This is a genomic window from Pseudomonas urethralis (genome assembly GCF_021602465.1).
Lineage (GTDB): Bacteria > Pseudomonadota > Gammaproteobacteria > Pseudomonadales > Pseudomonadaceae > Aquipseudomonas > Aquipseudomonas vlassakiae.
The window spans coordinates 161948-174991 of the sequence record NZ_BQIJ01000013.1 but is presented as its reverse complement, the minus strand read 5'-3'; the positions used below and the strand labels follow the sequence as shown (position 1 = coordinate 174991).

The following is a 13044-nucleotide window of genomic DNA, read 5'->3' as shown; positions in this document are numbered from 1 at the left end:
AAACGTCGACCACCCGAACTGGGTTTTCTTCGGTGATGTAATCATCCAGGCACTCCGGCAGCAGCGTGACTTGCGTCCGGACCTCACCTTCAATGAACCGCTTCATGATCGTCCCCGCCACGATCTCCACGATCAGAAGGTTAGACAATCGCAGGTGTTTTCACACAGCCTGGACCCATATAGATCGTGATGCACGAAGATCTCTGCTCAAACGTCAGCTACTACTCTGATCTGAATGCATCCCGGCTACAGAGCGCAAAGACCAACTAGCGTCCCGAGGCACAGAGCTGAAGGCGGCGCGGTCAGGAATTGCGGCAGCACTTTTTCCAAAGTTTGGCTAAATGACCCTGCCTATCAGCTCTAATAGGCAGGGTTAGAAGTCAATCCGTCACTGCTTGCGAATGCCTACGATCGTCGCTGTGCCCCCATTCATTCGGAAATCGAAGCTGACCTTGTCGCCTACCTTGAGTCCCTTGAGTTGCTGCTCGGTAGCGCTGAAGCCCATGGTCATTGCCGGCCATTTCAGGGCTGATACTGGTCCATGCGCCAAGGTAACTTTACCTGGTTCCAAAGCTTTGATGGTTCCCTCAGCCGATGCAGTCGGAGCCGCCTGGCTGCCTTGGGTCTCGTTGCCTTCCATGGGCATATTCTTCATATCCGTGCCATACATGTCTTGGGCCTGCACCGCCGCCGCAACGGCGAACACCAGGCCAGCGCTGATCAGTAGCTTCTTCATCGGGTTACTCCTGTTTGGGGGTTATCGTGTACAGCGAGTCCGCGGCGCCTGACGAGCCAGTAAGCCGCAGGGATTACAAATAGTGAGAGCAAAGGCGCGGTGAGCATGCCGCCGACCATGGGTACAGCGATCCGGCTCATGACTTCGCTGCCGGTACCGCTACTCCAGAGGATTGGCATCAAGCCTGCGACGATCACTGCTACGGTCATGGCTTTGGGGCGGATGCGCTGCACGGCCCCTTCGCGGATAGCATCCAGAAGCGCAGGTTGCCCCTGCGTACCGTTGCCGTTTCGTTCAGTCCAGGCATTGTTGAGGTAGATCAGCATGATGACTCCAAACTCTGCTGCGACCCCAGCCAAGGCGATAAAACCGACACCCGTGGCCACCGACAGGTTGTAGCCCATCATGTACAGCAGCCATACGCCGCCGGTTAGCGCAAATGGCAAGGTAGCCATGATCAGCAGCGCTTCACCGAGGCGGCCAAACGTGAGGTAGAGAAGGACGAAAATAATGGCCAGCGTCGCCGGTACTACCCATGCTAAGCGCGCATTGGCGCGCTCCAGGTATTCGAACTGCCCGGAATAGCTCAAGCTTATGCCAGGATCGAGCTTCACCTGCTGATCGACTAGCCGGCGCAGGTCGGCAACGACGGAGGACAGGTCCCGTCTCCGCACGTCGATATACACCCAGCCCGAGGGGCGCGCGTTTTCACTCTTGAGCATGGGTGGACCGTCCGCAATACGCACCCGTGCCACGGTTCCCAGTGTGATTCGCCCCCCTTGGCTGGTGTAAATCGGTAGCTGCCGCAGGGCATCAACAGAGTCACGCCACTCCCGTGGGTACCGAACACTGATGGGATATCGCGCCAGGCCTTCTACGGTTTCGCCGATGTTTTCGCCCCCAACGGCGCCGGCAACAATCGCTTGGACATCAGCAATGTTCAGGCCGTAACGCGCTGCGAATTGGCGGTCGATATCCAGATCGATGTAGCGTCCACCGGTTAATCGCTCGGCGAGGGCGGAAGTCACCCCTGGAACCGTTTTGGCCACCTTCTCGATAGCCAGAGTCACCCGGTCGATCTCATTCAAATTGCTGCCGGCAACCTTTACGCCGATCGGGCTTTTGATACCGGTTGCGAGCATGTCGATACGGTTTCGAATCGGTGGGATCCAGATATTGGTTAGCCCAGGTACCTGCACGGTACGGTCCAGCTCTTCGATCAGCTTCTCAGTGGTCATCCCTGCTCGCCACTGATCCTTCGGTTTAAGTCGGACAGTCGTCTCGAACATCTCCAGCGGGGCCGGGTCGGTCGCTGATTCAGCCCGGCCCGCTTTACCGAAGACACTGGCGACCTCCGGTACCGTTCGGATCAGCCGGTCCGTACGTTGCAAAAGCTCAGAGGCTTTCTGCGCCGAAAGACCTGGCAGGGCAGTCGGCATGTACAGCAAATCGCCTTCATCCAGTGGCGGCAAGAATTCGCCGCCGAGCTGGCTCAGGGGCCAGACACTGCTGAGCAAAATCAACAGTGCACCCGCCAACGTGAGCTTTGGCCGGCGTAGAACGATCTCCAATGCTGGGCGATAGAGCCGTATCAGGGTTCGATTGAGTGGGTTGCGCTCTTCTGCCGGTAAACGACCCCGAATCCAGTACCCCATCAGCACGGGTACCAGGGTAACCGAAAGGCCCGCTGCTGCTGCCATTGCATAAGTCTTGGTGAATGCGAGGGGCGCAAACAGCCTTCCCTCCTGAGCCTGCAAGGTGAATACCGGTATGAAGGACAGCGTAATGATCATGAGGCTGAAGAACAGCGCAGGCCCGACCTCGACTGCTGCCTCAGTCATCACTTTCCAATGATCTTCGCCACGCAACGACTTTCCAGGGTGCCACGTATGCCAAGCCTCAACCCGTTTGTGCGCGTTCTCAATCATCACCACAGCGGCGTCCACCATCGCACCGATTGCAATGGCTATGCCCCCAAGCGACATGATGTTGGCGTTGATGCCCTGGTGGCGCATGACGATCAGGGCAATGAGGACACCAACCGGAAGCGAGACGATGGCGACCAACGATGAGCGCAGATGCCAAAGAAATGCAGCGCACACCAGTGCGACCACGATGAACTCTTCAATCAGCTTCTGGCTCAGATTTTCCACAGCACGATCGATCAACTGGCTACGGTCGTAGGTAGTGACCAGCTCGACCCCGGCAGGCAGGCTTTTTTCCAGCGATTCAAGCTTGGATTTGACGTGAGCGATGGCATCTTTCGCATTCTTGCCACTGCGCAGAATTACTACGCCGCCCACCGCTTCGCCCTGTCCATCAAGCTCGCCGATGCCGCGACGTGCCTCAGGGCCCAGCTGTACAGTGGCTACATCGCCCAGTGTTACGGGTATACCCTTCGCAGCCAGGCGCAGGGGAATGGCTCGGAAATCATCGAGTGACTTCAGATAGCCGGAAGCCCTTACCATGAACTCAGCTTCGCCTTGTTCGAGCACGCCGCCACCGGTTTCCTGATTGGCCTTGGCGATGGCGTCCGAAACCTCAACTTGAGTGATTCCCAAGCTGGCCATGCGCAGCGGATCGAGCACTACCTGGTACTGCTTGACCATCCCGCCTATCGTCGCCACTTCGGCAACGTCCGGAAGAGTTTTCAACTCGAAGCGCAGGAACCAGTCCTGAAGGCTGCGCAGCTGTGCCAGGTCATGGGTACCACTGCGGTCCACCAGCGCATACTGGTAGATCCAGCCTACACCAGTGGCATCGGGTCCGAGCACTGGCTTAGCGGACGCCGGTAATCGAGACTGAACCTGGCTTAGGTATTCGAGCACCCTGGACCGCGCCCAATAGAGATCTGTGCCGTCCTCAAACAACACATATACGAAGCTGTCTCCAAATGCTGAAAAGCCCCGCACTGTCTTGGCTCCGGGTACGGAAAGCATTGTGGTGGTCAGGGGATATGTCACCTGATTTTCCACGATCTGCGGTGCCTGCCCTGGGTAGGAGGTGCGGATAATCACCTGCACATCTGACAGGTCAGGCAACGCGTCGATCGGCAAACTGCGCAGAGAGAAAACGCCCCAAGCTACGGCAAACAGTGTTGCCAGCAGGACCAGGACGCGGTTGCCAACCGACCAACGAATCAGGTTCGCGATCATGGCTGGTTCTCCTGCTGGGTTATTTGCTCGATGACCATGCCTTCATCGCGCTCGCGCACTCCAAACCGGATGCGTTCGCCAACCTTGAGTCCGGCAATCAAGCGGGGATCTGCCACAGGGAAAGTCATCGTCATACCAGGCATGCCCAGCGTCACGAACGGTCCATGAGCGATGGTCAGCTGATTACCTTCTATTTGAACGATGCGCCCATTGGCCTGATGTAGAGCCGGCTGTACAGGTTGCGCAAGTGGAGCATCGCCAGCAGTAACGGCCTCGATACCTTTCAAGCTCGCTTCGGAGTCCAGCAGAAACTGCCCGGACGCCACAACGCGCTGGCCCGCCTGAAGGCCTCGCAGCACGACCACCTGGCCAGCACTTTCCTGGCCGAGCACTACTTCCACCGGCCGGAATCGACCTCCGTCTTCTGACACCATTACGAGATCGCGTTTCCCCGTCCGAATGATCGCCTCGGCTGGCACCAGTAGGCTGTCATCCTGTTGCCCGGACGGATGGAGGGAAACCTGCGCGGTCATGCCTGGGCGCAACCGGCCGCCGGGGTTGGGCAGTTCTATACGAAGCCGCAAGGTGCGGCTTTGCAGATCCGCATCAGCCAGCAATGCGGTCAGCTTGCCGGGAACAGGTTCGCCTGGGAACGCTGCCAGATTCGCCTGCACTGCCTGTCCTTCCTGTAGGCCTTGGGCTTGCGCTTCAGGTACTGCGGCCTCAAGCCAGACGTTCGCGATACCATTGATCTTCGCCAACGTTGCACCCGGTGTCATTGTCATGCCTGGCCGCAATTCCAGAGCCTGAAGGACGCCTGCTGTTGGGGCCAAGAGCGTTACCGAATTCTGGACCCTTCCCGTACGGTCAATCCGGTTGATAAGATCGGCAGGCATACCCGCCAGCAGTAGTCGTTGCCGAGCTGCAGCGCGCAATTCATTGTCCCCAGATCGCTGAAGCGCCAGGTACTCTTCCTGCAAGCCCGCCCATTCAGGCGTCAACACATCTGCCAATGGGGCGCCCTTGGCAACCACGTCGCCTGTAGCGCGGCCATAGGTGCGTTCGACGTAGCCACCGGTACGAGCCTGCAGAACGCTAAAATCCCGCTCATCGAAGGTAAGCACGCCGCTCACCTGGAGGGTTCGAGCAAGCTGCCCTTTCGCTACGGTAGCCAGACGGACCCCCAGGTTTTGTTGGAGCCCCTGTGAAACTTGAACTGCGGGGCTCACCTCAGCAGCGGTGCTTTCCTGGTACTTCGGCACCAGTGGCATGTCCATGAAGGGCGACTTGCCCGGTGCTGGAAAGTGCTGCTGGGGGTACATCGGGTCATACCAATACAGCACCTTCTGTAGCGTTTCAGGGGAGGCAGTGGACACCTGCCCACGCTTTGCTAGCTGATAGCCAACGCCACCGCCGATAGCCAACGCGGCCAATACCACAAGGCTGATAGTTGAATTTCTCATGCGCGCACCTCTCCATACGCGAAGTGCAGCCGTGCAGCTGTCGCGGCCAACTGTCCTTGCAGATCGATGTCTTGCAGTCGTGTTTCAACCCGCTGACGTCGAGCGGTGAGAACCTCACTTAAGGGTGATTTACCGGCTCGATAGTCAGCAAGGGCGAGGCGGACTCGATCCTCCGCTAGCGGTAACAATGTTTCACGGCTGCGCTGCACTGCTCGCTGCAATCGCTGGTAATCCGCAAGATCTGTCTCCAGCTGCGCTTTATGCTCACGCAATGCCGCTTCCTGTTCGTCCTCCAGTTGCCGGACTTGTGCGCGACGTGCCGCGATCATCGGGTCCTGCCGTGAGCCAGCGAACAAGGGCAGTTGGAAACTTACCTGCAGGCTCACCATATTGCTGAATTCAGGCCCGCGCCGCTGGTAATCCACCTGCCACCCCCAGTCCGACTTCTTTTCTGCCAAGGCTTGGTGCACTTGAGCTTGTGCTTCCCGCGTAAGGGCGTTGTAGGTCGCCAATTCTGGATGTGCATGTATAGCGTGTAGATAGTCCGGCGCGCTCACTGGCCAGCGCGGAAATGCTTGAGCTTGCGGATCAGCATCCTCTCCAATCCATCGCTTGAGTGCAGCCCGTGCCTGAGCGGCCTGTGTGAGCAGAACATCTTTTTGCTCATCGAGTTGCGCAGCTTCCTGGTCAGGAGCAAGTGCGTCGGCCGTCGCGCCGGTACCGCCGGCCAGGCGTGCGCGGATTGCTGCGGCCAACAGACGGTTTTCTTTGTAGAAGTCCTCAAACTGCTGCAGTTTCCGTTGAACGGTGTACGCCGCGACCCAAGCTTGGGCTGTGGCAGCACGCACTTTTAAGCGCTCGAACACCGCCTCTGCATCGGCTCGCTCAACGCTCGCTCGTGCCGTCTCAACTCGTGCCTCCCGCTTGTCCCGGTTTGGTACTTCCTGGGAGAGGCCGACAACCTGCATCGTCATGAAATCGCGGTTCATGCTCCAACGATCACTGCCGTCAACAGGAAGGTTCTGCACTCCTAGGTTGAGACGTGGATCAGGCAGCTCGCCTGCTGGGATCACAGCGTGTCGAGCGGTCGTCATTTGCTCTTGCCTGGCCTGGAGGATGGGGGCATTGCGTTCGGCAAGTTGAAGCGCTTCCTCCAGAGACAACGGTGTAGCCTGAGCCGGTAACGTCGACAACAGGCTGATCAGAGCGGCCAGACATGCCATCCCTAATCGGTAACGTGGGGGAGTCATGGAAATGATTCCTCAAAAAATCAGCGCGCAAGCGCATGCCATCATCCGGCTGCAAAACAGGACGATGGGGTGAATTTAAGAGGTAATCAGGCGCGGGGTGGCCGCCAAGGGTCAGGAGGCGCCCTGTTTACGAGGCTCACCGCATAGGTATCTACTGGCCTAGGCGCAGAATAGGTGAGCGTGGGGTTAATTATTTCGACCTGAACTGTGCTCGCGGTTCTACACTCCTGGCCCACTTTGCAGGCTTTGGAGTGGTCGGCAGCTGATCCTGGATCAGTATCCTGGCAACAATCGTGATCCATCCCCGCCATCATCTCCATCCCCATGGTTTGCATGGGGCATGGTTCAATGGCTGAGTCGACTCCCGCCATGCCGTTGAGAGGAAGCGATGCGATTAGAAGCAGGATGGTGAACAGTCGTAGGAGCCGGTTCATGATGGCCGAGTATAGGTTACACGCATGAAATGAGCATTAAGCCGTTTGAGGCTTGGAAGTGGATTGTTTGGCGTGCGGCAGAGCGATGTGAAAACTCGTCACGCCGTCAGCGGAGGTACACCAAATTCGCCCACCATGAGCCTCGATGATCGAACGCGTTATGGCCAGACCCAAGCCGGCGTTGCTTGGGCTTCCTTCCCGCCTTGCAGGGTCAGCGCGATAGAACCGGTCGAAGATTTTGTTGATATGTTCCGGATCAATCGTGGCCCCATTGTTCTGGACGGACAGGTTCACTTGATCAGCCGCCTCGACAATCCGGACGGCGATATCGTGGCCTTCGGGGGTATAGCGCAAAGCGTTGGATAGAATGTTGGAAACCGCCCGGTCAATCATTAGCCGGTCACCACGGATCGTACCTTCGCCTTGAAGGGCAAGCCGAATGCTTCGGTCTTCGGCTGCAAGCTGGTAGTACTCAATCAGTCTGGACACTAGCCCGACCAGATCGATATCAACCTGCTCGGGGATGATCAAGCCGTTATCAGCTTTTGCCAGGAACAGCATGTCATCGATCATGCGCGACATGCGCTTGAGGTCTTCAAGATTGGAGTAGAGGTTGTCTTCGTAGGCATCGAGGTCGCGTTTTTTGGTCAGAACGACTTCGGTATGCGTCAGAAGATTACTTACCGGAGTCCGCAGCTCATGTGCGATGTCGGCTGAGAAGTTTGATAGCCGGACGAACGCGTCTTCCAGGCGTGCAAGCATTCCGTTGAAGGAGAGGATCAGCTCCTGCAATTCAAGCGGCACGGGCTCCAATGGAATTCGCTCGCGAAGGGACCGGGCAGACATGGATGTCGCCACCTTGGTGATCTGCCCAACCGGCCGAAGACCGCTCTTGGCCACGATCCACCCCAATCCTGCACTAACCAGAGCGCTGATGACCAAGCCAATGCCGAACCACCATTGCAGCGTCTTGAAAAAGTGGGCATGGCTGGTGACATCCAGCATCAACATGACTGTTACCGGCGCCTGCGCCTGCGCTATAGCCAGTTGAGAGGTAATCCCCCGGAAGTTCCGCGAGTCGATTTGCCAGTCCCAAACGGCGCCAGAAGAGGCCTGCTTAAAGCGCTCAGGGATGCGGGATGCCTTGGAGTCCGAGAACAGGACAGTACCGTCAGCATCAAGAATCTCCGCAGAAAGGTCCTGATGAGCCCCCAACAAAGCACGCAGTTGAGGCTCCTGATCCTCAAGTTCATCACGTGCTGCTGAAAGTGAAAGGATGTGCCGGGTGGATTCGAGTTTCTCGGCCAGGGCTTGCTCATCCAGCATCTGGAAATGGTGCTGACTGAGCATGTAGAAGCTCACGCCGGCAACGACCAATACGGCGATGACCGCGAACATGAACATGAGGGTAAGGCGTTTAACGAGCGACGATTGGGCGCGCATTACTCGGGAACATCCATCAGATAGCCCATGCCACGAACTGTATGTATGAGCTTGGGGGCGAAATCGTCATCAATCTTGGCCCGCAACCTACGAACAGCAACCTCGATCACGTTAGTGTCGCTGTCGAAGTTCATATCCCACACCTGCGATGCGATCAGGGACTTCGGCAGTACCTCGCCGCGTCGGCGCATGAGTAGTTCCAGTAAGGAGAACTCCTTGGCTGTGAGGTCGATCCGCTTGCCATTTCGGGTGGCCCGGCGCTTAAGCAGGTCTACCTCCAGGTCAGCCATCTTCATAGTGGTCTGAGCATAGCCACTGCTGCCTCTTCGCAGCAAAGTGCGCACACGCGCTAGCAGTTCCGAGAATGCAAAGGGTTTGACCAGGTAATCGTCAGCCCCGAGTTCTAACCCTTTCACGCGATCGTCCACGCCATCACGGGCCGTCAAAAACAAGACTGGGACCTCTTTCCCTGCCGCACGTACCATCCGCAGCACCTCCCAGCCGTCTAGCCCCGGCATCATTACATCAAGAATCAGCAGGTCATACGCCTCGCTCAAAGCGTATTGCAGCGCGTCGGTCCCTGTGACCACACGATCGACGGTAAAGCCTGCCTCCGTCAGCCCTTGCTGCAGGTAGGCCCCGATTTTTGGCTCATCTTCGGCTACGAGTAATTTCATCTGCTGCGCCCCCTTGGATGCCCTTCAGTGTGCAGCAAAAAAGGCACCCAACCAGAAGCTGACGGAAAAGTAATGTCGGGCTCAGCTTGCTGACAGTGCCGGGTAGCTAGCTTGAGCACTGTGAACGGCGCCAATCAGGCGAAACTGACCCTTAGAGGAAACGCAAATGAACATGATCAAAGCGATTGTGATGGTAGTCACCTTCGGCATGGCGAGCCTCGCCCTGGCTGAAGGCGGCGCGGATCGCACCTTCGCCAGGATGGAAGCTGCACGTGCATCTTCCATGCAGGCTTACCAGGTTGCTCAGGAGAAAAAAGCAGAGGCTCCTGTTACCGCCCAAAGCCAAAAGCACCCCGGCCACGAGAGCTGCTGAGCTTAGCTTACAGAAATGTAATCACCCCGGAATCTGAACTATGTCAGCTTTCGGGGTATTGCCTCCCGCAATCCTTGTGCTTTGGCGAAAGTCTACGAGGCTTGGGGGAGCTCAATTGAAACCAGATGGCTGCGGATCCCGCAGTCTGGATATCAGCGATCTACCTGATTGGACGCAACGGCATGCAAAGCAAAACCACGAGACGTTCATTCGTCAAAGGCCTGGCTGCTACCGGACTACTGGGTGGGCTGGGCATGTGGCGCGCGCCGGTCTGGGCCGTAACCAGCCCTGGCCAGCCTAACGTACTGACCGGCACCGATTTTGACCTGTACATCGGGGAGCTCCCGGTGAACATTACCGGGGCAGCTCGAACGGCGATGGCCATCAACGGTTCGCTGCCAGGACCAATACTCCGTTGGCGCGAAGGCGACACGGTCACGCTACGGGTTCGCAACCGCTTGAAGCAGGACACGTCCATCCACTGGCACGGCATCATCCTGCCGGCGAATATGGACGGCGTGCCGGGTCTAAGCTTCCATGGCATCGCTCCCGACGGCATGTACGAGTACAAGTTCAAGGTCCACCAGAACGGCACCTACTGGTACCACAGCCATTCGGGCTTCCAGGAGCAGGTCGGTGTTTACGGTGCGCTGGTGATTGATGCCAAGGATCCAGAGCCTTTCACCTACGATCGTGACTATGTCGTCATGCTGAGTGATTGGACCGACGAAGACCCGGCGCGGGTTATGTCCAAGCTCAAAAAACAGTCGGACTATTACAACTTCCACAAGCGCACCGTTGGCGACTTCGTCGACGACGTGAGCGAGAAAGGTTGGTCTGCTGCTGTGGCCGATCGAAAGATGTGGGCCGAGATGAAGATGAGCCCAACCGATCTCGCTGACGTGAGCGGGCACACCTACACCTACCTCATGAACGGCCAGGCGCCAAATGGGAACTGGACGGGAATCTTCAAGCCAGGGGAGAAAATCCGGCTTCGCTTTATCAATGGCTCGGCGATGACCTATTTCGACGTGCGGATCCCCGGCTTGAAAATGACGGTTGTCGCAGCCGACGGTCAGTACGTTAAGCCAGTGTCGATCGATGAATTCCGGATTGCCGTTGCTGAAACCTACGATGTCATTGTCGAGCCTGAAAACGAGCAGGCTTACACCATCTTTGCTCAATCCATGGATCGCACCGGCTATTCAAGGGGTACCTTGGCTGTCCGTGAGGGCCTGCAGGCACCGGTGCCGGCTGTAGATCCAAGGCCTCTCATCTCCATGAGTGATATGGGGATGGACCACGGCAGCATGGGTGGCATGGATCACGGCAGCATGGCCGGTATGGACCACAGCAAGATGGCTGGCATGGACCACGGCAGCATGGCCGGTATGGACCATAGCAAGATGGCTGGCATGGACCACGGCAGCATGGCCGGTATGGACCATAGCAAGATGGCTGGCATGGACCACGGCAGCATGGCCGGTATGGACCATAGCAAGATGGCTGGCATGGACCACGGCAACATGACCGGTATGGACCAAAGCAATATGGCCGCCAGCGGTGCCATGCAGAACCATCCCGCCTCCGAAACAAACAACCCTCTGGTCGATATGCAGACCATGACCCCTACGCCAAAGCTGAGCGATCCGGGGATCGGGCTTCGCGATAACGGGCGTCGGGTTCTCACGTATTCGGATTTGCGTAGCACCTTCATCGACCCTGACGGCCGGGAACCTGGCCGGACAATCGAACTGCACCTTACCGGGCATATGGAAAAGTTCGCTTGGTCCTTCGATGGGATCAAGTTTTCTGACGCAGAGCCGCTGCGGCTCAAGTACGGCGAGCGCCTGCGTATTACCTTGGTCAACGACACCATGATGACTCACCCCATCCATCTGCACGGCATGTGGAGTGACCTGGAGGATGAGGACGGCAATTTCATGGTGCGAAAACACACGATCGATATGCCGCCTGGCTCGAAACGAAGCTATCGCGTAACCGCAGATGCACTCGGGCGCTGGGCCTATCACTGTCACCTCATGTACCACATGGAGATGGGCATGTTCCGAGAAGTCCGCGTGGACGAATGAACTGGAGATACGAGATGAGCAAACCAATGAAACGAAGCGCCTTTTTCCTCTCTGCCGCGATGGTTGGCCTGCTCGCGGTGTACGCCCCGTCTTCCTGGTCCAGTGACAACCATGATCAGCACTCTCAAAAGTCGTCCAACGCGGCGCAATCGAACGGCTCGAAGAGCAAGCAAGCCCAGGGCATGAACCATGAAGGCATGGATCACGGCTCCATGAAAGGCATGGATCATGGTTCCATGGAAGGAATGGATCACAGCAAAATGATGGAATCGCATGGCAGCGACAAAGCTAAGGCAGGGAAAAATGGCCAATAGCGTTGCACGACCATCGCTGCTGGCATTCGCCGTTTCTTTAGGTGTGCTGGGCGTTTCGCCCAGCTTCGCCGCTGAAATGGATCATTCCGGAATGGACCACTCGGCAATGGGCCACGGTGCCATGCAGATGGACCACGCCTCATCACAGGCTGCGATGCCGGGCATGGACCACAGCCAGATGGGCGCGAGCAAGCAACCCACGCAACCTGCACCCGTTGATCACAGCAAAATGGGCCATGGCCAGCCCAAAGCGAAACCCGCCTCGATGGACCACAGCAAGATGGACCATGGAAGCATGAAAGGCATGGATCACGGGTCCATGGAAGGCATGGATCATGGCGCGATGGGTCATTCCACGATGGGAAACGGGAACGCTGATTCGCCGACCCCGACCAGCCGTACGCCAATCCCGGTGCTGACTGATGCCGACCGGCAGGCTGCCTTCCCCCCGCTTGACGGGCACAAAATGGATGACAGCGGGTTCAACAGCTTTTTCTTGCTAGACCAACTGGAATACCAAGATGCCGATGAAGGTAGCACGCTTGCTTGGGATGCATCCGGCTGGGTGGGCGGCGATATCAATAGGCTCTGGATTCGCTCGGAAGGTGAACGAACCAATGGTGTGACTGAAGATGCTGAGCTGCAGCTCCTCTATGGCCGCTCGGTAAGCCCGTGGTGGGATGTTGTCGCCGGCGTCCGGCAGGATTTCAAACCGGAGGATCCGCAGACCTGGGCTGCGTTCGGTATTCAGGGCCTGGCCCTGTATGACTTCGAAGCTGAAGCCACCGCCTTTATCGGCGAGAACGGTCAAACCGCTGCCCGTCTGGAGGGCGAGTACGACATCTTGCTAACCAATCGTTTAATTCTTCAGCCAACCGCTGAGGCCAACTTTTATGGCAAGAACGACCCGGAACGCGGCGTCGGCTCTGGCCTGGCAAACACCGAAGTCGGGCTGCGGTTACGGTACGAGATTGTTCGCCAGTTCGCGCCATACATAGGTGTCACCTGGAGCCGTTCCTACGGCAAAACCGCCGATTTCATTCGGGATGAAGGCGGGGACGTGGACGAAGCTCGTTTTGTGGCCGGTATTCGGATGTGGTTTTGAG

The 13044-nt window shown here is 57.6% G+C and carries 11 protein-coding genes; 4 read left to right on the top strand and 7 right to left on the bottom strand.

The window, feature by feature from the left end; genetic code table 11:
• The 7 genes from L6D64_RS28590 to L6D64_RS20260 form a co-directional block, all read right to left on the bottom strand.
• On the bottom strand, positions 1–106 hold a 106-nt coding region (locus L6D64_RS28590), incomplete at its 3' end, for a hypothetical protein (protein ID WP_373874251.1).
• Between the two features lie 282 nt (positions 107–388).
• Complete coding sequence (locus L6D64_RS20290) at positions 389–736, bottom strand: copper-binding protein (RefSeq protein WP_011953092.1); 348 nt, start codon at positions 734–736, stop codon at positions 389–391.
• Positions 733–3891, bottom strand: a complete 3159-nt coding sequence (locus L6D64_RS20285) for an efflux RND transporter permease subunit (protein ID WP_011953091.1) — start codon at positions 3889–3891, stop codon at positions 733–735. Before L6D64_RS20285 ends, L6D64_RS20290 begins: the two co-directional genes overlap by 4 nt.
• Complete coding sequence (locus tag L6D64_RS20280) at positions 3888–5354, bottom strand: efflux RND transporter periplasmic adaptor subunit (RefSeq protein WP_011953090.1); 1467 nt, start codon at positions 5352–5354, stop codon at positions 3888–3890. The genes L6D64_RS20285 and L6D64_RS20280 overlap by 4 nt, the downstream gene beginning before the upstream one ends.
• The gene (locus tag L6D64_RS20275; protein WP_176510214.1) at positions 5351–6604 is read right to left on the bottom strand and encodes a TolC family protein; all 1254 of its coding nucleotides are present in this window, start codon (positions 6602–6604) and stop codon (positions 5351–5353) included. The genes L6D64_RS20280 and L6D64_RS20275 overlap by 4 nt, the downstream gene beginning before the upstream one ends.
• Positions 6605–7074: 470 nt before the next feature.
• Complete coding sequence (locus L6D64_RS20265) at positions 7075–8481, bottom strand: heavy metal sensor histidine kinase (RefSeq protein WP_011953087.1); 1407 nt, start codon at positions 8479–8481, stop codon at positions 7075–7077.
• Complete coding sequence (locus tag L6D64_RS20260) at positions 8481–9158, bottom strand: heavy metal response regulator transcription factor (protein WP_011953086.1); 678 nt, start codon at positions 9156–9158, stop codon at positions 8481–8483. The genes L6D64_RS20265 and L6D64_RS20260 overlap by 1 nt, the downstream gene beginning before the upstream one ends.
• Before the next feature lie 166 nt (positions 9159–9324).
• Here L6D64_RS20260 and L6D64_RS20255 point away from each other — a divergent pair, with 166 nt between their 5' ends.
• The 4 genes from L6D64_RS20255 (at position 9325) to L6D64_RS20240 (ending at position 13043) form a co-directional block, all read left to right on the top strand.
• Positions 9325–9531, top strand: a complete 207-nt coding sequence (locus L6D64_RS20255) for a co-regulatory protein PtrA N-terminal domain-containing protein (RefSeq protein ID WP_011953085.1) — start codon at positions 9325–9327, stop codon at positions 9529–9531.
• 182 nt (positions 9532–9713) lie between these two features.
• Positions 9714–11624, top strand: coding sequence for a copper resistance system multicopper oxidase (locus tag L6D64_RS20250; protein ID WP_023377932.1), 1911 nt, complete (start codon positions 9714–9716; stop codon positions 11622–11624).
• A gap of 14 nt (positions 11625–11638) precedes the next feature.
• The gene (locus tag L6D64_RS20245; RefSeq protein ID WP_176508570.1) at positions 11639–11938 is read left to right on the top strand and encodes a hypothetical protein; all 300 of its coding nucleotides are present in this window, start codon (positions 11639–11641) and stop codon (positions 11936–11938) included.
• Positions 11928–13043 (top strand): copper resistance protein B, encoded by a 1116-nt coding sequence (locus tag L6D64_RS20240; protein WP_011953082.1) that lies wholly within the window; start codon positions 11928–11930, stop codon positions 13041–13043. The genes L6D64_RS20245 and L6D64_RS20240 overlap by 11 nt, the downstream gene beginning before the upstream one ends.
• Position 13044: the final 1 nt, after the last annotated feature.